Genomic DNA, 20,463 nt, shown 5'->3' on the forward strand with positions numbered 1-20,463 from the left:
GGCCGCACCCCTGAACCTCGCCACTTGACGTCGCAACACGACGTCGCCACACGACTTCGCACCTTCGCACCACCGCGCGCCCGAGCGCACACCACCCGGCTTCACGCACCCACCAGGAGACCCGTCATGTCCAAGCTCGCCCTCTCGTTCAAGAAGTCCGCCCTCGCCACCGTGGTCGCCGCGGCCGCCCTCTCCTCCCTGAGTATCGCCCCGGCCCAGGCCGATGCCACGTCCTCGATGGCCTCCCTCGCCCTCGCACAGGTCGGCAACGGCCCCTGTGACACCCCCGGGGGCTACTGGAGCCAGAACCGCAACCAGGGCACCAGCTGCGACGGTCACGGCGGCCAGTCCCACGCCTGGTGCGCCGACTTCGTCGGCTGGATCTGGTCCCACTACGACGTGGCTCGCCTGGGCTCGCTCACCGACGGTGCGGCCAGCTTCTACGCCTACGGTCAGGCCAACGGCACCCTGCACTCCACTCCCAAGCCGGGCGACGCCGTCGTCTTCGACTACTCCGGCGGGTACGCCCAGCACGTCGCCCTGGTGACCGCATTCGACGGCAACAAGATGACGGTGGTCGGCGGCAACGAGGGCCACTCCAGGGGCTACACCGAGGGCATCGTGCAGACCGAGTCGACCACCTCCTGGTCGGTGGGCTCCGCCCCGTGGAGCAGCCAGCGCATCAGCGGCTACATCTCGCCGGTCCTCAACAGCGACGACAGCGCCACCCCGGCCGCGGCGGGCATGACACACCTCGCCGCCGGCGACCTCGACGGCAGCGGCAAGCAGGACATCATCGCCACCGAGGTCTCCTCCGGCGACCTCTACCTCTACCCGGGCAGCGGATCCCTGGGCGGCACCAACACCCTCGGCTCCCGGGTCAAGATCGGGTCCGGCTGGAACACGATGACCAACCTGACCGTCGGCGACTACAACGGCGACGGCAAGGCGGACGTCCTGGCCACCGACACGGCCGCCGGCGACCTCTACCTCTACCCGGGCAGCGGATCCGCCAACGGCATGAACACGCTCGGCGCCCGCGTCAAGATCGGCTCCAACTGGTCATCGATGCACGACCTGACCCGCATGGACGTCAACAAGGACGGCAAGCCCGACCTCGTCGCCGTCGAGACCGCGACCGGGAACCTCTACGCCTACCCGGGCACCGGCTCCCTCAACGGCACCAACACGCTCGGCGCCCGCGTCCAGATCGGCACCAACTGGAACAGCATGAGCTCGCTGGTGGCCCCCGGTGACCTGAACTCCGACAACGTCGACGACCTGGTCGCCAAGGACGAGGCGGGGAACCTGTTCCTCTACCCGGGCACCGGCGCCCTGGCCGGTACCAACACCCTCGGCAACCGCACCCAGATCGGCTCCGGTTGGAAGGCCATGACCGACCTGGTCGGCGCCGACCTCAACAACGACGGCAAGGGCGACATCGCCGCCGTCCAGGCCGCACCCGGCGCCACCGGCACCTTCTACGCCTACCCGGGCACCGGCGCCGCCAACGGCATGAACACCCTCGGCGCCCGCGTCCAGATCGGCACCAACTGGTAGTCCCCGCCCCCACCCGCTCCCACCGGCCCACCGCGCGTCGCTCCCGACGCGCGGTGGGCCGCACCACGACCGGAAAGGCCCCGCCGGCATGACCGCCCACCCCACCAGGACCCGCCCCCGCGTCCGTCGTGCCGTCGCGGCCCTCGGGACGCTGACCGCCCTGATCACGAGCCTCGCAGCGGCCTCCCCCGCCGCCGCGCAGCCCACGTACCCCGACAACTCCCTGGCAACCACCAACACCATCACCCGCATCAGCACAAGCGGGATCGGCATGCGGTGGAACGGTGACGCCGAAGCCACGCGAGCGGCCGCCTACGAGGCCGCCCACCCGGCGCTGACACGCACCACCCCGAGCGCGCTCATCGACCAGGCGTCCACCACGGCGGCCCGGCCCCTGTGCCACGCCACCAACATCGGCGGAGCAACAGGGTTCTGCTGGTCCCCGGGCGACGACACCTCCAGCAGCTGGATCCCGCAGGGCGTCGGCGCCACGACCGTCGGAAGCCGCAAGCTCCTCGTCACCAGCTGGTACGGGCCCGACGCGACCGAACGCCTCACCTTCGCCGACGTCACCGACCCGGCCGCCGTGCGCTACCGGCACGTCCAGCTGGTCGGCCTCACCCCCGACGGCACCGGCTACGCCCCCCTCACGGGGCACGCCAACGCCGTCGTCTGGGCCGGAAACCGCCTCTACGTGGCCAGCACCGGCAGCGGCTTCGATGTCTTCGACACCAGCGGCATCTGGGGCACCGCCCCCGACACCTACGTCCTGCCCCGCACCGGCAGCTACTCCTACACCGGCTCCGGCACCGGATGCGGCACCTACGCCGGCGTCACCGAGCGCCCCTGCATCACCTCCGCCTCCCTCGACCTGAGCGGCCCCCAACCGGCCCTCGTCACAGCCGAGATGGATCCCTACCGCACCGGCAGCGCGGCCTTCGACCTCGCCGCCGCCCCGGTGGTCCGCTACCCCGTCGACGCCGCCACCGGCGTGCTCAAGGCGGACGGCACCGGCCGCGTACAGGCCTCCGACGCCTTCAGCTCACCGATCGGCGGGACACAGGGCGTCGCCATGCGGGGCGGCGGCTTCGCCCTCTCCGCACCCTGCCCCGAGTTCGTCGAGGGCGGCACCGAACACCTGCCCAGCTGCCTGTACCGCGGGGAGGTGGGCGAGCCCGTGTGGCTGGTGACCCGCACCGGGATCTACAACGAGAACCTCGCCTACCTGCCCGGCAGCGGCGAGCTGTGGATGGTCAACGAGCGCCCCGGCGCCCGTACCGTCGTGAAGACCACCTGGCCGGCCGCGCCCGCCCTCGCCGGCATGGTCCACCGCACGGCCGCGGACTTCACCGGCGACAGGCTGCCCGACACCCTCGGCGTCGAAGCCTCGACGGGCAAGCTCTGGCTCTACCCCGGCACCTCGGGCGGGGGCCTCGGCAACCGGGTCCAGATCGGCTCGGGTTGGGGCGACATGACCGCTCTCGCCGCGGGCGACTTCACCGGCGACGGCAAAGCGGACCTGATCGCCCTGGAGAAGGCCACCGGCACCCTGCAGCTCTACCCCGGCACAGGCTCGGCAGCGGGCATGAACACGCTCGGCAACCGCATCCGCATCGGCACGAACTGGTCGGGCATGCGCGACCTCACCGCCATCGACGTCGACCAGGACTCCAAGCCCGATCTGCTGGCCATCGACGCCGCGGGCGCCCTGTGGGCGTACCCCGGAACCGGCGCCGGCGGCCTCGGGGACCGCGTCCGCATCGGCACCGGCTGGCACGCCATGGCCGAGCTGGCCTCACCCGGCGACCTGAACTCGGACGGAAAGCCCGACCTCGTCGCGGTCGACCACGACGGCGCGCTGTGGGCCTACCCCGCCACCGGCACCCTGGGCGGCTCCGCCACCCTGGGCGGCCGCACCTTGCTCGGGAGCAACTGGAACACCATGCGCCAACTCGTGGGCGCCGACTTCGACAACGACGGCAAGGGCGACCTCAGCGCGGTCGAAGCCCCCGCCACCGCCACGGGGAACCTCTACCTCTATCGCGGCACCGGCACCACCGCTCTCGGCTCCCGCACCCAGACCGGCACGAACTGGTAACCGGCCGTGCCCACCCGCGGCCACCCGTCCGGAGCGGAACGGACACCCCCTAGCCGCGGCCGGTCGGGGGTGGGCGGCTGCCCGCGCGGTAGGGGGCGGGCCAGGGGGCGGCCGGGCCCGCGTAGTCCTGTTCTGCGGCGGCGTGCAGGGTCCAGTGCGGGTCGTAGAGGTGCGGGCGGCCCAGGGCGCAGAGGTCCGCGCGGCCCGCGAGGAGCAGGGAGTTGACGTCGTCCCAGGAGGAGACGGCGCCCACGGCGATGACCGGGACGCCGAGTGCGTTGCGGATCCGGTCGGCGTAGGGGGTCTGGTAGGAGCGGCCGTACTCGGGCTCCTCCTCGGCGACGACCTGGCCGGTGGAGACGTCGATCGCGTCCGCGCCGTGGGCGGCGAAGGCCGCCGCGATGGCCACAGCCTCCTCGGCGGAGGTGCCGCCGGGCGCCCAGTCGGTCGCCGAGATGCGGACGGTCATGGGACGGTCGGCCGGCCAGACCTCGCGGACCGCGTCGAAGACCTCCAGCGGGAAGCGCATCCGGGCGGCGGGCGAGCCGCCGTAGGCGTCGGTGCGGTGGTTGGTCAGCGGCGAGAGGAACCCGGAGAGCAGGTAGCCGTGGGCGCAGTGCAGTTCGAGCAGGTCGAAGCCGCAGCCGGCCGCGCGGGCCGCGGCGTCCGTGAACAGGGCCCGGATCCCGGCCAGTTCGGCGACCCCCAGTTCGTGCGGGACCTGGGAGAGGCCGGGCCGGTACGGGAGCGGGGAGGCGGCGACGAGCGGCCAGTTCCCGGTGCCCGCCCCGGCGTCGAGCGGCTCGTCCATGCCCTCCCACATGCGGCGGGTGGATCCCTTGCGGCCCGCGTGTCCGAGCTGGACGCCGAGCGCGGTGCCGGGCGCCGAGGTGTGCACGAAGTCGGCGATCCGGGTCCAGGCCGCGGCCTGTTCATCGGTGTACAGGCCCGTGCAGCCGGGGGTGATCCTGCCCTCGGCGCTGACGCACACCATCTCGGTCATGACCAGGCCCGCGCCGCCGAGGGCCCGCGCGCCGAGGTGGACGAGGTGGAGGTCGCCCGGAACGCCGTCCGTGGCGCTGTAGATGTCCATCGGGGAGACCACCACGCGGTTCCTCAGGGTCAGGCCGCGCAGCCGGTACGGGGTGAACATGGGCGGGGTCGCCGGGTCGGGGCAGCCGAAGTCCTGCTCGACGGCGCGGGTGAAGCGCTCGTCGCGCAGCCGCAGGTTGCCGTGGGTGACCCGGCGGCTGCGGGTGAGCAGGTTGAAGGCGAACTGCCGGGGCGGCTGGTCGACGTATCCGGCGAGTTCCTCGAACCAGCGCATGCTGGCCGCCGCCGCGCGCTGGGTGCTGGCGACGGCCGGGCGGCGCGCGGCCTCGTAGGCGGCGAGGGCGGCCGGCACGTCGGCGGGGTCGGGGCGTTCCCGGACGGCCTCGGCGAGGGCGAGGGCGTCCTCGACGGCGAGCTTGGTGCCCGAGCCGATGGAGAAGTGGGCGGTGTGCGCGGCGTCCCCCAGGAGGGTCACGTTGCCCTGGGACCAGCGGTCGTTGACGACCGTCCGGAAGGCCGTCCAGGCGGAGCGGTTGCCGTGCAGCGCGCGCCCGCGCAGCGCCTCGCTGAAGGTCTTGGCGCAGCGGGAGGCCGATTCGGCCTCGTCGCAGAGGTCGAGCCCGGCGGCCCGCCAGACCTCCTCCCGCATCTCGACGATGACGGTCGAGGCATCGGCGCAGTAGGGGTAGCCGTGCAGCTGCATGACGCCGTGTTCGGTCTCGGCGATCTCGAAGCGGAAGGCGTCGAAGGCGAAGTCGGCGGCGAGCCAGATGTACCGGCTGCGGCCGGTGTCCAGCCGGGGGCGGAAGGTGTCGGCCCCGGCCTCCCGGGTGGCGCTGTGCACCCCGTCGGCGGCGATGACCAGGTCGTACGTCGCCCCCAGCGCCTGGGCCGCGGGTAGTCGGGTGTGGAAGCGGAGCCGGACGCCCAGCTCGGCGCAGCGGGCGTGCAGGATCTCCAGGAGCCGGCGGCGGCCGAGGGCGGCGAAGCCGTGGCCGCCGGAGGTGAGGATCCGGCCGCGGTGGACGACGTCGATGTCGTCCCAGCGGACGAACTCGGCGGACAGGGCGGCGTAGACCTCGGTGTCGGCGCGTTCGATGCCGCCGAGGGTCTCGTCGGAGAGCACCACGCCGAAGCCGAAGGTGTCGTCGGCGGCGTTGGCCTCCCACACCTCGACCCGGTGTCCCTGCCGGGCCAGTAGAGCGGCGGCGTACAGTCCCCCCGGTCCCCCGCCCACGACAGCGACCTTCATGGCGCTACCTCCCCCTCCACTGGGGTGGCCGCTTCTCGGTGAAGGCGGCATGGAATTCGGCGTAGTCCTCGCCGTTCATCAACAGGGCCTGGGTGGCCGCGTCCAGCTCCACGGAGGCCGCCAGCGGCATGTCGAGTTCGGCGGTGAGCAGGGCCTTGGTCTGGGCGTGGGCGAGGGCGGGGCCGCTGGCGAGGCGCTCGGCGAGTTCGGCGGCGCGCTGGTCGGCCTTGCCCTCTTCGGTGAGTTCGCTGAGCAGGCCGATGCGTTCGGCCTCGGCGGCCCGCACGGGTTCGCCGAGCATCAGCAGTCGGGTGGCGTGGCCGAGGCCGACGACCCGGGGCAGCAGGTAGGCGGCGCCCATGTCGCCGCCGGAGAGGCCGACCCGGGTGAAGAGGAAGGCGAAACGGGCGGTGGGGTCGGCGATCCGGAAGTCGGCGGCGAGGGCGAGCACCGCGCCGGCTCCGGCGGCCACCCCGTGTAGCGCGGCGATGACGGGGAAGGGGCATTCACGGATGGCCCGGACGACCTGTCCCGTCATCCGGTTGAAGTCGAGGAGCTGCGCGGTGTCCATCGCGAGCGTGGCGCCGATGATCTCGTCGACGTCGCCGCCGGAGCAGAAGCCGCGGCCTTCGCCGCCGAGCACGAGGGCGCGCACCGATCTCTCGCGGGAGAGTTCGGACAGCAGGTCGCGCAGGTCGGCGTAGGCGCCGAAGGTGAGCGCGTTCAGCTTGTCGGGACGGTCGAGGGTCACGGTGGCCACGCCGTCCTGGCGGGTCAACCGGATGTGGCGCCACCGTTCGGTGGCGGCTGCGGAACCGGTGAAGGGGCTCACACCGTGACCGTATCACCGGATCGTGACTGTCGTCAGGGAAACGCAACACGGAAGGGAGATACCGTGTCAGCACGCCGCGTGTCCGAAGGTCCCCCGGAGAAGGAACGCTGGTCCCCCATGCTCGCGCCGGGGTGCCCTACGCCCCGGGAGTTCCACTTCGTATCGTTGAAAGCAGGATCTCTTCGTCAGACCCCTCGCCAACCTCCCCGACGGAACGGACGGACGCGCATGCCCGACGCCTCCGCGTGGCGGATCGACCTCCCGCACACGACCGCGGCCGTACCGATCGCCCGCGCCCTGGTCCGCACCGCGCTCGCCGAGATCGAGGTGTCCGCGGACAGCGACACCGCCGAGCTGCTCACCGCGGAGCTGGTCGCCAACGCCGTCGAACACACCAGCCCCGACGCCCCCATCGAGCTCGTCGTGGAACTACTGGCGAACGGTTGCCAGGTCGAGGTGCACGACGGCGACCCCCGGCCCCCCGCGGAGCCGCGCCCGCAGCAGCCGGACCCCTGGCAGGAGCACGGCCGCGGCCTGCTGCTGATCCGGGCCCTCAGCTCCGCCTGCGGCCACCGGGCCACCGCGCACGGCAAGGCCGTCTGGTTCACCCTGCCCGCACGCCCGCCCGCCGCCCTGCGCTGACCACCGCTGCGGCTACGACTAGCGCTTCGACTTCGGCTACGGCTACGGCTACGGCTACGGCTTCGCGAGCGTCGCGACCAGGACCGCCTTGATCGTGTGCAGGCGGTTCTCCGCCTCGTCGAAGACGACGGAGTGCGCGGATTCGAAGACCTCGTCCGTCACCTCCAGCGACTCCAGGCCGTGCCGCTCGTGGATCTCCCGGGCCACCTTGGTGCCCAGGTCGTGGAAGGCGGGCAGGCAGTGCATGAACTTGACGTCCGGGTTCCCCGTGGCGCGCAGCACGTCCATGGTGACGGCGTACGGCGACAGGGCCGCGATCCGCTCGTCCCAGACCTCCTTGGGCTCCCCCATGGAGACCCAGATGTCGGTGATGACGAAGTCGGCCTGGGCCACGCCCTCGGCGATCTCCTCGGTGAGGGTGATCCGGGCGCCGCTCGTGGCCGCGAGTTCGCGGGCGGTCGCCACGACCGACTCGGCCGGCCAGTACGCGCGCGGCGCCACGATCCGCACGTCCATGCCGAGCAGGGCGCCGGTCACCAGGTAGGAGTTGCCCATGTTGAAGCGGGCGTCGCCCAGGTAGGCGAAGGCGACCCGCTCCAGCGGCCGGCCCGGGCAGTGCTCCGTCATGGTGAGGACGTCGGCGAGCATCTGCGTGGGGTGCCAGTCGTCGGTGAGCCCGTTGAAGACCGGGACGCCGGCGTGCGCGGCCAGCTCCTCCACCGCTGCCTGACTGTCGCCCCGGTACTCGATGCCGTCGAACATCCGGCCCAGCACCCGCGCGGTGTCCTTGACCGACTCCTTGTGACCCATCTGCGAACCGGAGGGGTCGAGGTACGTCGTGTGGGCGCCCTGGTCGGCGGCCGCCACCTCGAACGCGCAGCGGGTGCGGGTGGAGGTCTTCTCGAAGATCAGCGCGATGTTGCGACCCCGGAGCCGGCGCTCCTCGACGCCCGCCCGCTTGGCGGCCTTGAGTTCGGCGGCCAGCGCGACCAGGCCGCGGAACTCGGCGGCGGTGAAGTCGAGCTCCTTGAGGAAACTGCGGCCGGCGAGATCGGTGGCCATGGGGAACGCTCCAGAGTCGCGGTGACAGGGGATACTGGAAGTCTATACGATCCTCTGTATTGATATACAGACCCCCGCATGCATCCCGCCCCCGCGACCGACCGCAGCCGCCCCCGCCCTCGGCCCCGCCCTCAGACCGCGTCGCGCTCGACGGGGCAGCTCATGCAGCGCGGCCCGCCGCGCCCCCGGCCCAGTTCGCTGCCCGGGATCTCGATCACCTCGATGCCCTCCTTGCGCAGGTGGGTGTTGGTCGTGACGTTCCGCTCGTAGGCGACCACCACGCCCGGCTCCACGGCCAGCACGTTGCAGCCGTCGTCCCACTGCTCCCGCTCCGCCGAGTGCACGTCCTGCGTGGCGGTGAGCACCCGGATGGAATCGAGTCCCAGCGCCGCCGCTATGGCCCGGTGCATGTGCTCCGGGGGGTGATCGGTGACCTTGAGTTCCTGACCGTCGCCCCCCGGCTCGATCGTGTAGGAGCGGAGCATGCCGAGCCCCGCGTACTGGGTGAAGGTGTCCCCGTCGACCATCGTCATCACGGTGTCGAGGTGCATGAACGCCCGCCGCTTGGGCATGTCCAGGGCCACGATGGAGGTCGCCGAACCCGCGGCGAACAGGCCGCGCGCCAGCATCTCCACCGCCTGCGGGGTGGTCCGCTCGCTCATCCCGATCAACACCGCGCCGTTGCCGATGACCAGGACGTCGCCGCCCTCGATGGTCGAGGGGTAGTCGGCCTGCCCTTGCGTCCAGTAGTGGAAGGCGCCGGAGGCCGTGAAGAGGGGGTGGTGCTTGTAGATCGCCTCGAAGTGCACGGTCTCGCGCTGTCGGGCGGGCCAGCGCATCGCGTTGATGGACACGCCGTCGTAGATCCAGGCCGAAGTGTCGCGGGTGAAAAGGTGGTTCGGCAGCGGCCCGAGCAGGAAGTCGTCCAGTTCCAAGGCGTGGAAGCGGACCGAGACGGGCTCGCTGTGCCGCTCCAGGAACTCCCGCTTGGTCATCCCGCCCACCAGCGCCTCGCCCAATTCGACGGAGGGCAGCGCCTCGAAGACCGTCCGCAGGTGGTCGGTGGCGAGGGGACCGTACTCCTTCTCGTCGAAGACCCGGTCCAGTACGAGGCGGCGCGCCTCCGGGATGTCCAGGGATTCGCTCAACAGGTCACCGAAGAGGTGCACCTCCACGCCCCGGTCGCGGAGCACGTCCGCGAAACCGTCGTGCTCCTGCCGGGCCCGGCGCACCCACAGCACATCGTCGAAGAGCAACGCGTCCTTGTTGGTCGGCGTCAGCCGCTTCAGCTCCAGATCCGGGCGGTGGAGGATGACGCGGCGCAGCCGCCCGGTCTCGGAGTCGACATGGAATCCCATGGCGTACACGTTCGCAGACCGGACGGCTTTTTGACGTGCCGTTGGCTCAGCGCAGGCCGAGCAGCGCCGAAGGGGTACCCGTCAGTTCCGGGGTGATCACTCCCAGCTTGGGGGCGACCAGGTTCGGCACCCCGAAGTTGCGCCCGTCGGGCATCGTGAGGGGAGCTCCGACGACCACGCCGCCGGTGCGGGCGAGCAGGTTCGTGGCGGGTGCGTCCAGCGAACCCTCACCGTCGGTCTCCGGTCGACCCAGCAGGTTCGGCACCGGCGAACTGATCCCCGTGTGACCCAGCTCGGCGCCGACCGGGATGCTCGGCAGGAGCGGGGTGGGGAGCAGGTCCCCGGTGTGGTGCCGGGGCACCTCGGGCGCGCCCACGATCGGCACGGGCACCCCGGTGGCCACCCGCGGGGTGTCCACGCCGAGCGAGGTCTCCACTGCGTCGAGCGGGACACCCACCGGCACCGAGTCCGCGAGGGCCGGGCTCGCCGCACCCGCCGCGGCCATACAGGTCATGAGCGCCGCAAGGCTTCCGCGCGCGGTCATCTTCATATCTGACGTTCCGTCCTTCCAGGGTCGCGGATAATTCCGCTGCCCTGGAAGAACGATCCCGCCCGGTGTTTCCAGGGAGTTCCACGGCAAAGTTCCCCCATACGACCTAATCGGGAGCACGCGGGTTCACACGGACCCGATCGCCGCCGAGAACCGCACCGAGCGCGACGGTGGCGTCGAGAAGGGCACGGGAGCGTGCCTCGATGTTCGCCGCTCGGTCCGCCAACACCGCTCCGACATCCTCCGATCGGTGCCCGCGCCGCAATCCCGGCATCAACGCCCGGAGCGGGTCGATGCGATAGCCGGCGCTGCGCAGCTGATGCACGATGCGGGCGTCCCGCGTCTGGGCCGGTGAGTACCGTCGCGTTCCTCGCGGGGGGACCCGGTCAGGAACAGCCAACCCTTCGGCGTCCCAGTGCCGCAAGGTCGACGGGCGCACTCCGAGCGCGGCGGCGAGTTCGGAGACGCCCATCGAATCCGATGGGCGTACGTCGTCGATCAGCTCGGCGGAGATCGCCGCGGCGGCCTCCTGGGCGAGCCCGAGGTCCTTGCGCTCCCGGTGGAGTCGGGCGTGCGCCGCGTCGAGGAGTGCGAGTACCTCCGAGGTCGGGTACGCATGCGCGGCACGGACGATCCGCTTGGCCTCGACCGGACCCGTGCCGCGTGCGAGGGCTCGGTAGGCCAGCGCGGACCGCAGGTGGATCTCCCCGTAGATCCGGTAGCCCGCGGCTGTACGCGTCGCCGGCGGCAGGACACCGTCGCGTTCGAGATTGCGGACCTGCTGAACGGAGCACCCGGCACGTCGCGCGACATCCACTGTGCGCAGGACCGATGACTTGAGAGTCGGCACCCATCGCTCCTCTGCCTTCCGGCCCAAAGTCTCCACAAGCACCTTAATGAAACGCTTGAGCACATGACCATCGACGAGATCATCGAATGCGTAGCAGACCTCGATGGAGTCCTGGCCGTCAGGCCGGGACCCGACGACGACTCACCGGAGATCAGCTGGGGGGACGCGTTCCTCTACTACGCGCCTGATGGCGCCATGCCGAAGGCTGCTCAGCCGTTCGCGACGATCGTGACGAGGAACTACCCGGGCGACGAGAGGTCGCGTCTGGACCGCCCCGATACGTTCCGTGTCAACATCGCCGCGGGGAAGGACTCCTTCATCGACTCGACCGGCCACGCGCCGCGCGAGCCGGCCCCCGACGACGACCTCGGCGTCACCGATGCCGTGTTCGCACACCCCGTCTACGGCTCCGCCGGCTGGCTCGCGGTGGTGAATCCGGGCCGGCGGACCGATGCGGCAGTGCGCGAACTGCTCCGCAAGGCCCATCACCTCGCACGTGCGCGCTACGAGCGACGAGCGGGCTCGACGACGAGCTGACCGGCGGCCACGCTCGTAATCCTCATGAACACGCGCTTCAGCCTGTGCAGGGCGCGCGAGCGCGGACAATGCGTTCGAGCGGCCGCGACCGGGCTGCCCGCCGGCGCAGCCGGCATCCGGCGCGCGCATGTCGCACAGCCAGTGGAGGCGATCCCATCCCGACCCCGCCGGACCCCTCGCCCGGGCCCCCGCCGAAGTCTCCGCCGGCGCGGACCACCATGCGGTCGGCGGTCCGCCGTTGGCGGACCGCTGCCGCCCTCCTGGCGCTCGTCCTCCTCGCGGCCGGGGACGGTGGGGGCGCCTCCGGTTCCGCCGGTCGGCAGCATCCGCAGAGTCCTCGGGTAGTACCTCGCGCGGGCACTGGACGTGATGCGGACCCGTTCCGTGCACCGGAACGAGGTCGACTGGCCCCGGGTGCGCCGGGACGCCCACGCGCGGGCCGGGTCGGTGGGCTACTTCGCGCTCCCCGCCGTCGTCGGGTCCCTGGAGACCTTGGACCGGTACGTGCGCCAGGGGCGCGCGGCGGTCGAGGATGCCGAGCGCGGCGGCGCGGCCTGCGGGTGGATAGTCGACCTGCGGCAGAACAGCGGCGGGAACATGTGGCCGATGTTCGCCGTCGCGGCGCCGCTGCTCGGTGAGGGCCGGGTGGGATCGTTCGTCTTCCCGGACGGCAGCAGCACGCCGTGGTACGTCAAGAACCGCAGGCCGGGCCTCAACGGCGAGGAATCCCCCTGGGGACCCGCGGATCCGCTGGGGACGCCGGATGCCGCGGTCGCCGTCCTGACCGACGGCGGGACCGCCAGTGCCGCGGAAGCCGTCCTCATCGCCTTCAAGGGCCGCCCGAACACCCTTGCCTTCGGCACCGCCTCGTACGGCGTGCCCACGGGCAACGACGGGTTCCCGCTCTCCGACGGCGCGGTCATCAACCTCACCACGGCCCTGGACGCCGATCGCAGTGGCCGGACCTACGACCGGGCGGTCCCGCCCGACCGCGAAGTGCCCACGTTCCGACCGGACATCGGCACGGACCGCGACGAGCCCGTGCGGGCCGCGAGCGAGTGGCTGGCGACCCTCGGCGCCTGCCGGCGGGGGTGACGGGGGTCGCGGCTCAGGTCGCGGCCGCCAGGGCGGCGATGCGCTGCGGGCCCACCCCGCAGCAGCCGCCGATCAGGCGGGCACCCGCGCGCCGCCAGTGCGCGACCGGCCAGTCGGCCGTGCCCGAGGTGTCGTTCGGGTACGCGAGCAGCGGCTTCGAGGTGAGGTGGGCCGCCGCCTCCAAGGCGGGCAGGACGTCGGACGCCGCGCAGCAGTTGACCCCGACCGCGATCACCTCGGGCGCGGCCGCCGCCAGGGCGAAGGCCTCGGCGAGCGGCTGGCCGGCCCGGGTGCGCTCCCCCGCCACCGTGTAGGACAACCAGGCCCGCGCCCCCGTGCCGGCAAGCAGCGACAGCAGTGCCTGCGCCTCGTCGGTGTCCGGGACGGTCTCCAGCGCCAGGACGTCGGCCCCGGCCGCCAACAGGGCCTCGATCCGGGGGCGGTGGAAGGCCGCCAGCTCGCGCACGCTCAGCCCGTAGCGGCCGCGGTACTCGGAACGGTCCGCCAGCGTGGCCCCGTACGGGCCGATCGACGCCGCCACCCACACCTCGTGCTCCACGGCCCGCGCCGCCCGGTCGGCCAGCGCGACGGCGTCGCCCAGCAGGGCGGTGGTCCGGCGGCGGTCGTAGCCGTGGCGGGCGAAGGCCCCGTAGCCCACCTGGTAGCTGGCGGTGATCAGCACCTGGGCCCCAGCCCGCGCGTACGCCGTGTGCGCGGCGGCCACCTGCTCCGGCTGCTCGGCCAGGACGCGCGCCGACCACAACCCGCCGGACAGGTCGCAGCCCTGGTCGCCGAGCTGCGTGCCGAGCCCGCCGTCCAGGGTCAATGTCCGCTCGCGCAGCGCATCGGCCAGCGGGGTACGAGCGCGGGCCATCGCGGGACCTCCTCCTGCGTGGGCTGCCTCAGACGTGGTCGAAAGGTTCGGGATAGATGAATTCGCCCTGTATCGACCGATCGTAGGCGGTCAGGGTGCGGACCTGGAAGACGTCGCCCCAGCCCGGTTCCTGGCCGACGATGCCGACGTCCGTGCTGGGGCGGAAGCCGTACCGCCCGTAGAGGCCGGGGTCGCCGAGCACGACGATCAGCGGGAGGTCGAGGGCGTCCGCGGCGCCGAGCAGCGCGTGGATCAGGGCCGAGCCGGCCCCGCGCCGCCGGTGCGCGGGGTGCACGCCGAGCAGGCTGAGGTTGGCCGCCCGGGCGGCGCCGATGCGGCCCCAGGAGCAGAGGGCATGGCCGATGACCTCGCCCTCGGCGTTCTCGGCCAGCAGCGACAGGGCCGGCAGCGCCCAGCTGCCGCCCCGCAGCGCGTCCGCCAGGGACACCTCGACGGGGACCTCGTCCCGCGGCTTGTAGGCGGCAGCGGCGGTCACCGCCCGGACGGCGTCCCGGTCGGCCGGGGTCTCTCTCCTGATCAGCACGGACGCAGTCTGCCCGCCCGCCCGGGGTGCTCCGCCGGCGGGGCGTCGCCGCGACGGCGCTCCCCACCCCGGCCGGGTGAATCCGGGTCGACCGGAAGGGCCTCGCACCGGCCCCGCCAGTGACCAGCGCCGAGGGGGATCGTTTGCTCGGACGGAGCCGGACCGCCCGGCCCGCGCGCCGGCGGCCTTCGCCAGCGCGTCCACCGCCCCCTTCCGCTTCCGGAAGGGCCAGGGCCGAGGAGGCCGCCATGTCCCACGAGTCCGTGCCAGAGCACCCCGGACAGACCGGACAGGCAGCAGAGCACCAGGCACACCAGGGCCACCAGGATTCCGGGGTTCCCACCCAGGGCGGCGCAGCGCCCAAGGGGCTCCTGCAGCAGATGGAAGAGTTGATGGCGGCGCTGAACGCCGACCTCTCCGATCTCGACGCCGATCTCCAGTCCTCCACGGGTCGTTCCGCGGGGACCATCGCGACTCCGGGCCGCGCCGTCGAGAGCGAGCAGCCTTTCGGAGCCCGCTGAGCGGATCCCCCTGATCCCGCGGGTCCCGCCGTCCCGGTACGGCGGGACCTCGCCCGGCGGCAACGGTCGGACGGGGCCCCTCAGACCACGCCCGAGGCGGAACCCCGCTCGCGCACCGTCATCCGGCGCAGGATCGCTCGCACCCGGTCGCTCGACTCGTCCGCCGCGTCGATCGACTCTATGCACTGCCAGTACAGGCCCTCGTCGTCCGTGGCACAGGCCACCCCGACGAGCGCTATGCCCACTTCGCCCAATAACGCCTGGAGCCCGAGCAGGCACTGGCGGACATCCGCCACCTCGGTCAACTGGGCCGCTCTCGGGGGATAGTCGGGCACCCTGCCCTCGCCGCGCACTGCGGCCCGGTCGATCACCCCGCAGCCTCTGGTCCCCGCCTCCCCCAGGCCCCGGGCCTCCGCTCTCAGCTCCGGCGGCCCCGTGATGGCCAGCCATCCCCCTATTCCCTGTGCGAGGGCCTGGGCCTGCCAGGCCTCGCCCACGATGTCCATCGCCGCCCCACTCTGTGCCAGAGCATGTCGGCCGGCCGCGATCAGCCGTACCGCGTCCATATGCCGTCCCCCGTCCGCACGACACCCCACTGTTCCCCTATCACTACCCAGAGTGAGGGCAACGAGCCAGTAAAGCCAGGGGTATTCGGAAATCTGTGGACACAAACATGGTTGTGGACAGCGCCATCACTCCGAAGAGTGACAATTTGCTTCCGAAGTGCCCTTCACAGGAAAACGAAGTTCATTCCTGTCGATCTTCGCGGCGAGCGCATCGAGCACGTCCACCCCCAGTACCTCACAGAACTGCAGCAGGTAGGCCAGCACGTCAGCGACCTCATCGGCCACACGGTGCGCGGTCTCCGGCCGCTCCATGACCCGCTCCGACTGCTCGGGCGTCAGCCACTGGAAGATCTCGACCAGTTCGGACGCCTCCACGCTCAGTGCCACCGCCAGGTTCTTCGGCGTGTGGAAGGGCTGCCAGTCGCGCGCCGCCGCGAAGGCGGCCAGCCGCCGCTGGAGCAGCGCCAGCCGCTCGTCCGGCGCCGGCTCGGGTGCGGGCTCGGGTGCGCGCTCGGGTGCGGGGTTCTCGTTCATGGGTTCAGGTCTACCACCGACACCCCCGCCACTTCCCGGGCGATATCGGCGCCCTCCTCGCCCACCGCCGCCACCAGCCGGACGTGCCCGCGACCGCACGAGAGCAGGGCCAGGCGCAGCAGTTCGGCGCGCTGGGTCCGGTCGAGGCCGCGGTCGAAGCCGTCGGCGAGGACGGTCAACGCCTGCTGCGCGGGCAGGAGTTCGGCGCTCTGGTCGACGGCCAGCACCCCGGGCCCGGTGAGCAGCACGAGGGCCAGCCCCAGGAAGCGCAGCTCTCCCGTGCCGAGCCGGCCCAGCTCCGTCGCCGGGAGGTCGCCGCGGAGCAGCTCGGCCAGCACCCGCCCGTCGGCCGTGGCCCGCTCCCCCAACCCCTCCACCGGGCCAGCGCAGCCGGTGCGGGCCGCCTCGGTCAGCAGGGCGTACCGGGTGCCGCACTCCTGCCGGGTCCGGCGCAGTACGTCGGCCAGGTTGCCGCAGTCGCCGCGCAGTCGGCCCGGGCCGGGCGGCACGGGGGCGCGCATCGCGGCGGGTCGCGGGTCGCAGGGGAACACCGACCGCAGCGCGATCACCACCTGTTCGGCGGCGGCGAGCACCTGCCGCTGGCCCTCGGTGCTCCCGGCCACCCGCAGCGGCAGCAGCGCGGTGCCGAGCCGGTCGTCGGGGAAGGGGGCCCGGGTGACGCCGGTGGAACCCCCGGTCAGCCAGGCGGCCTGCACCGAGCGGCGCCCGGGGTCGCGCAGCGCGGTGTTCAGCAGGATCTGGTCGCCCGTGGTGAGTCGTTCGCCGACGATGCGCAGGGCGGGTTCGGCCTGGACGGCGAGGTCGAGGCGGACCGGGCCCACGGGCCCGTCGACGGTGCAGCCGATCCGGAACCCGCGGCGCCGCTGCGCGTCGGGGCGGGCCCGCTGCGGCACCAGGGCCACCGGATCCGGGAACACCTCGGCCAGATCGGCGCCGGAGCCGAGCCGTGCGAGGGCCTCGTACCCGGCCAGGGCCTGGGACTTGCCGCTGCCGCTGGGGCCGGCGAAGAGGGTGACCGGGCCGAGCGGGAAGACCGCCGCGCGGTGCGCTGCGAAGGCGGACAGGCGCAGTTCGGTGACGACGGGCCGGGCGTACGGCGCTCCCGCGGCGGCCCGCCCCACCCCCGGGTGCGCCGCGGCGGCCCCCGCGCGCCGGTCGGCGTACGGCCGCGGAGCGGGTACGTGGGCGGCCGGCGCCGCCGGAGCCGGAGGGGTGCCCGGGGCCGAGGGGGCGGGCGGGACTAAGGGGGTGGGCGGAGCGGCGGCGGGGGCACTTCGGGTGCTGTCCGACGTAGCGCCGGACGTAGCGTCCAACGTGGTGTCCAACGTGGTGTCCAACATGGCGTCCATGCCCGGACGCTACGGGCCGGCCGGGCACCCCCGGCCGCGCTGAACCGTTCCGCCGCCGCGACCTTCCTACGATCGGGGGACGGCCGCGGCCGCGATCCCCTCCACTTCGGTGCCCACCGGTGCGAGCAGGAAGACGTTGCGGTCGACCCGGTGCATGCCGCTGCCCAGCCCGAAGACCACGCCGCTGCTGAAGTCCAGGATGCGCTTGGCCACTTCGCCGTCCGCACCCGTGAGGTCGAGCAGCACGGGGATCTGCGCGATGAGGTACTCGGCCACCTCGCGCGCGTCCGCGAAGACCTGCACCCTGATCACCACGAACCGGCGCTGCGCCGAAACGGCGGCGCCGGGGGCCGTCGGGATGGTGCGGTGGTCCACTCTGGACGGCCACTCGTTGCGGCTGCGCAGGGGCACCACCTGCGCGAGTCCCTCCCACTGTTCATCGGTGACGTCGTACCTGCTCACCAGGCCGCCTCGGCCAGACGCTTCTTGTGCATCTCCCCATCCTCTCGCGTTTCACCCGTTCAGCCCAACAGCGACACGAAGCACGTAAGGTCGCCGCCATGACCCCTCGCGACGAGATCCCCGCGGTCCGTGAATCGGCGGGTCGCACGGCCCCCGCAGCCCGGTTCGTCAAGCGCGCGGACGCGTTACGCAACCACGCGCAGATACTCGCCGCGGCGGAGCAGCTCTTCGCCGAGCACGACCCCCGCACGGTAACGATGGACCGGATCGCCAAGACAGCCGGGGTCGGCCGGGCCACCCTCTACCGCCGCTTCCCCGATCCGCGCTCGATCGCGGTCGCGCTGCTGGACGAGCACGAGCGCATCCTCCAGGGCAGGCTCGCCTACGGCCCACCGCCGCTCGGCCCCGGCGCCCCGGCCGCGGAGCGGCTGTCCGCCTTCTACTCCGCCGCCCTCGACCTGCTGGAGCGTCACCTTCCGCTGGCGCTGGGCGCCGAACACGGCCCGGCCCGCTTCACGGGCGCCGCGTACAGCCATTGGCGGGCCCACGTGCGGACCCTGCTCGCGGACGCGGGCATGGAGGATCCGGAGAGCGGTGTGGACATCCTGCTCAGCCCGCTGGCGCCCGAGGTCTACCAGCACCAGCGGCACACCCTCGGCCTCAGCCGGGAGCGGATCATGCGGACCCTGGACCGGTTGGCGCGCCGGGTACTCAGCGACACCGAGATGGGTTAGGTTAGGCATACCTAACCAGCCCGCCTCGGGACGATGGAGAGATCCGCATGCGCATGTCCGGCGACCCTGCCCACCCGGCCGCATCCGACACCCCCGCCCCCGCCGGGTCCGGAGCGGCGTCGCCCGCCCGGCCGAGCGACGCGGAACGGGTCAGGTCCATCCTGGCCGCCGCCCACTCCATGACCGTGATCGCCGACGGGGTGCGCACCGAGGTCTGCCACCTGGACGGCGCCGACGTGCTCGGCCGCCTGCACCTGCACCCGGCCGCACCGGCCGCCGGGAACCCGCTCGACGGACGCTCCCCGCTGCACGACGGCAGGCCGGCGATCCGGCTGGAGTTCACCGACATCGCGTCGACCCCGGTGCGCGACCGGGTCCGCGCCCGGGTCACGATCCTCGGCCACCTGCTGACCCCGTACGCCGACGGTTCCGACGGCTCCGACACCAGCACCTGCGTGGAATTCGGCCGGGCCGTCCTGGAGACGGACGAGGGCCGCTCGTACATCGGCCTCCAGGAGCTCGACGAGGCGTGCCCCGACCCGCTCGCCGCCTACGAGTCGGGGATGCTCACCCACCTGCTCGACGAGCACAACGAACTGGTCACCCTGCTGCTGCGGCTGGTCCAGCCGCAGCCCGCGCACAAGGTGCTGCGCGCACTGCCGCTCGCCATGGACCGCTACGGGATCACCCTGCGGCTCGAAGAGCGCGTCGGGCACCGCGACGTCCGACTGCCCTTCCCCTCCCCGCTGGACGACGTCGAGCAGTCGGGGGTCCAGATCCAGGCCCTGCTGGCCGCGGCGCGGCGGCTCTCGCACCGCAACAGCCTGCCCGCCTGATTGGCCTGATATCGCCCCGGTCGCTCCGGAATAGCCCTGGATCAGGGACAGTTGGAGCGATCATGAAGGCAATCACTTTCTCCGCTTACGGTACCGACGGCGTCCCCGGCGGCCTCGAACTCGTCGACGCACCCGAACCCAAGGTCGGACCCGGCGAGGTGCTCGTCCGCGTGAAGGCGGCCGGGGTCAACCCGGTCGACTGGAAGATCGCCGCCGGATACCTCGACGCGACCACGGAGACCCGCTTCCCGGTCATACCGGGGTGGGACGTCGCCGGGGTCGTGGAGGCCCTCGGCGCCGACACCTCCGAGTACGCCGTGGGCGACGAGGTGTACGGCTACCTGCGCAAGGAATGGGTGCAGCTCGGCACCTACGCCGAACTGGTCTCGGCCCCCGTGCGCACCCTGGCCCGCAAGCCCCGCGCCCTGACCTTCGAACAGGCCGCGGGCGTCCCCCTGGCCGGACTCACCGCCTACCAGTCGCTGGCCCGGGTGCGGGTCGCCGCGGGCGAGACCGTGGTCATCCACGCGGCGGCGGGCGGCACCGGATCGCTGGGCGTGCAGATCGCCGTCGCCCTCGGGGCCCGGGTGATCGGCACCGCCGGGGCGCACAACCACGACTACCTGCGCTCGCTGGGCGCCGAACCGGTGCTGTACGGCGAGGGGCTGGCCGACCGGATCCGCGCACTGGCGCCCGAAGGCGTCGACGCGGGGCTCGACTTCTTCGGCGACGGGGCCGTCGAGGTACTCCAGGGTCTGGTCAAGGAGCGGGGCCGGGTGGTCTCCATCGCCGACCCCGGCGCCGCGGCCAAGGGCGCGCACCAGCTCTGGGTGCGCCCCGACACGGCCGACCTGACCGCGCTGGCCCGGCTGGCGGACGACGGCAAGCTCACCGTGCACGTGGAGCACACCCTGCCGCTGGCTCAGGCGGCGAAGGCCTGGGAGATCAGCGCGACGGGCCGCACCCGCGGCAAGATCGTGCTGACCGTCTGATCCCGCTGCACACGCGGAGCAGGGGGGTGGGGGGCGGGGCCCGCCCCCCCCCCCCCGCGGGCCGCCGGCCCGCGGTCAGCGCGCCCCCGCCGCCGCGTACCCGCCGACCGGGCGCCCCCCGCCGGAGTTGGCGCGGAGGGG

At 72.8% G+C, this 20,463-nt stretch carries 21 protein-coding genes; 9 read left to right on the forward strand and 12 right to left on the reverse strand.

The window, feature by feature from the left end; all coding sequences use genetic code 11:
- Positions 1-126: 126 nt before the first annotated feature.
- Together ACIBEA_RS16945 and ACIBEA_RS16950 are read left to right on the forward strand one after the other, a co-directional pair.
- A complete protein-coding gene (locus tag ACIBEA_RS16945) occupies positions 127-1,560 on the forward strand; it encodes an FG-GAP-like repeat-containing protein (protein ID WP_399261542.1) in 1,434 nt (477 codons plus the stop codon).
- A gap of 88 nt (positions 1,561-1,648) precedes the next feature.
- Entirely contained in the window at positions 1,649-3,658 is a 2,010-nt protein-coding gene (locus ACIBEA_RS16950) for an FG-GAP repeat domain-containing protein (RefSeq protein ID WP_399261544.1), read from the forward strand.
- Between the two features lie 49 nt (positions 3,659-3,707).
- Here ACIBEA_RS16950 and ACIBEA_RS16955 read toward each other — a convergent pair whose 3' ends face one another.
- Positions 3,708-6,014, reverse strand: a complete 2,307-nt coding sequence (locus ACIBEA_RS16955; RefSeq protein WP_399261546.1) for a bifunctional salicylyl-CoA 5-hydroxylase/oxidoreductase — start codon at positions 6,012-6,014, stop codon at positions 3,708-3,710.
- Complete coding sequence (locus ACIBEA_RS16960) at positions 5,968-6,795, reverse strand: enoyl-CoA hydratase family protein (RefSeq protein WP_399261548.1); 828 nt, start codon at positions 6,793-6,795, stop codon at positions 5,968-5,970. The genes ACIBEA_RS16955 and ACIBEA_RS16960 overlap by 47 nt, the downstream gene beginning before the upstream one ends.
- A 228-nt stretch (positions 6,796-7,023) precedes the next feature.
- Between ACIBEA_RS16960 and ACIBEA_RS16965 the strand changes: the two genes are divergently transcribed.
- Positions 7,024-7,437, forward strand: a complete 414-nt coding sequence (locus tag ACIBEA_RS16965) for an ATP-binding protein (protein ID WP_399261550.1) — start codon at positions 7,024-7,026, stop codon at positions 7,435-7,437.
- Between the two features lie 54 nt (positions 7,438-7,491).
- On the opposite strand, the gene argF is transcribed toward ACIBEA_RS16965, so the two are convergent.
- The 4 genes from argF to ACIBEA_RS16985 all read right to left on the reverse strand — a co-directional run bounded on the left by argF (position 7,492) and on the right by ACIBEA_RS16985 (position 11,320).
- Positions 7,492-8,499 carry an ornithine carbamoyltransferase gene (gene argF, locus ACIBEA_RS16970; protein ID WP_399261551.1) on the reverse strand — a complete coding sequence of 336 codons (1,008 nt, stop codon included), beginning with the start codon at positions 8,497-8,499 and terminating at the stop codon, positions 7,492-7,494.
- 131 nt (positions 8,500-8,630) lie between these two features.
- Positions 8,631-9,857 carry an arginine deiminase gene (locus tag ACIBEA_RS16975; protein WP_399261553.1) on the reverse strand — a complete coding sequence of 409 codons (1,227 nt, stop codon included), beginning with the start codon at positions 9,855-9,857 and terminating at the stop codon, positions 8,631-8,633.
- Between the two features lie 46 nt (positions 9,858-9,903).
- Entirely contained in the window at positions 9,904-10,407 is a 504-nt protein-coding gene (locus ACIBEA_RS16980; RefSeq protein ID WP_399261555.1) for a hypothetical protein, read from the reverse strand.
- A gap of 106 nt (positions 10,408-10,513) precedes the next feature.
- On the reverse strand, positions 10,514-11,320 hold the full coding sequence (locus ACIBEA_RS16985) for a MerR family transcriptional regulator (protein WP_399261557.1): 807 nt from the start codon (positions 11,318-11,320) through the stop codon (positions 10,514-10,516).
- On the opposite strand from ACIBEA_RS16985, the gene ACIBEA_RS16990 reads away from it, so the two are divergent.
- Complete coding sequence (locus tag ACIBEA_RS16990; RefSeq protein WP_399261559.1) at positions 11,321-11,794, forward strand: DUF6194 family protein; 474 nt, start codon at positions 11,321-11,323, stop codon at positions 11,792-11,794.
- 369 nt (positions 11,795-12,163) lie between these two features.
- Complete coding sequence (locus ACIBEA_RS16995) at positions 12,164-12,889, forward strand: S41 family peptidase (RefSeq protein ID WP_399261561.1); 726 nt, start codon at positions 12,164-12,166, stop codon at positions 12,887-12,889.
- Positions 12,890-12,902: 13 nt separating this feature from the next.
- On the opposite strand, the gene mmuM is transcribed toward ACIBEA_RS16995, so the two are convergent.
- Together mmuM and ACIBEA_RS17005 are read right to left on the reverse strand one after the other, a co-directional pair.
- Positions 12,903-13,763 (reverse strand): homocysteine S-methyltransferase, encoded by an 861-nt coding sequence (gene mmuM, locus ACIBEA_RS17000; RefSeq protein ID WP_399261563.1) that lies wholly within the window; start codon positions 13,761-13,763, stop codon positions 12,903-12,905.
- Positions 13,764-13,791: 28 nt separating this feature from the next.
- Complete coding sequence (locus ACIBEA_RS17005; protein WP_399261565.1) at positions 13,792-14,307, reverse strand: GNAT family N-acetyltransferase; 516 nt, start codon at positions 14,305-14,307, stop codon at positions 13,792-13,794.
- Positions 14,308-14,555: 248 nt separating this feature from the next.
- Here ACIBEA_RS17005 and ACIBEA_RS17010 point away from each other — a divergent pair, with 248 nt between their 5' ends.
- A complete protein-coding gene (locus tag ACIBEA_RS17010; RefSeq protein ID WP_399261567.1) occupies positions 14,556-14,828 on the forward strand; it encodes a hypothetical protein in 273 nt (90 codons plus the stop codon).
- A gap of 80 nt (positions 14,829-14,908) precedes the next feature.
- Here ACIBEA_RS17010 and ACIBEA_RS17015 read toward each other — a convergent pair whose 3' ends face one another.
- The 4 genes from ACIBEA_RS17015 to ACIBEA_RS17030 form a co-directional block, all read right to left on the reverse strand.
- Positions 14,909-15,394 (reverse strand): DUF6099 family protein, encoded by a 486-nt coding sequence (locus ACIBEA_RS17015; protein WP_385777223.1) that lies wholly within the window; start codon positions 15,392-15,394, stop codon positions 14,909-14,911.
- Between the two features lie 126 nt (positions 15,395-15,520).
- Positions 15,521-15,928 (reverse strand): nucleotide pyrophosphohydrolase, encoded by a 408-nt coding sequence (locus ACIBEA_RS17020; RefSeq protein ID WP_399261570.1) that lies wholly within the window; start codon positions 15,926-15,928, stop codon positions 15,521-15,523.
- Entirely contained in the window at positions 15,925-17,298 is a 1,374-nt protein-coding gene (locus ACIBEA_RS17025; protein WP_399261572.1) for an AAA family ATPase, read from the reverse strand. Before ACIBEA_RS17025 ends, ACIBEA_RS17020 begins: the two co-directional genes overlap by 4 nt.
- Positions 17,299-17,364: 66 nt before the next feature.
- Positions 17,365-17,760, reverse strand: a complete 396-nt coding sequence (locus ACIBEA_RS17030; protein ID WP_385777217.1) for a cell division protein SepF — start codon at positions 17,758-17,760, stop codon at positions 17,365-17,367.
- 98 nt (positions 17,761-17,858) lie between these two features.
- Here ACIBEA_RS17030 and ACIBEA_RS17035 point away from each other — a divergent pair, with 98 nt between their 5' ends.
- The 3 genes from ACIBEA_RS17035 to ACIBEA_RS17045 all read left to right on the forward strand — a co-directional run bounded on the left by ACIBEA_RS17035 (position 17,859) and on the right by ACIBEA_RS17045 (position 20,322).
- Positions 17,859-18,494, forward strand: coding sequence for a TetR/AcrR family transcriptional regulator (locus ACIBEA_RS17035; protein ID WP_399261574.1), 636 nt, complete (start codon positions 17,859-17,861; stop codon positions 18,492-18,494).
- Positions 18,495-18,547: 53 nt separating this feature from the next.
- The gene (locus tag ACIBEA_RS17040; RefSeq protein WP_399261941.1) at positions 18,548-19,330 is read left to right on the forward strand and encodes a DUF2470 domain-containing protein; all 783 of its coding nucleotides are present in this window, start codon (positions 18,548-18,550) and stop codon (positions 19,328-19,330) included.
- Between the two features lie 62 nt (positions 19,331-19,392).
- The gene (locus ACIBEA_RS17045) at positions 19,393-20,322 is read left to right on the forward strand and encodes an NADP-dependent oxidoreductase (RefSeq protein ID WP_399261576.1); all 930 of its coding nucleotides are present in this window, start codon (positions 19,393-19,395) and stop codon (positions 20,320-20,322) included.
- Positions 20,323-20,463 lie beyond the last annotated feature (141 nt).

Source organism: Streptomyces sp. NPDC051555 (assembly GCF_044454405.1).
In the GTDB taxonomy this organism is placed as follows: domain Bacteria; phylum Actinomycetota; class Actinomycetes; order Streptomycetales; family Streptomycetaceae; genus Streptomyces.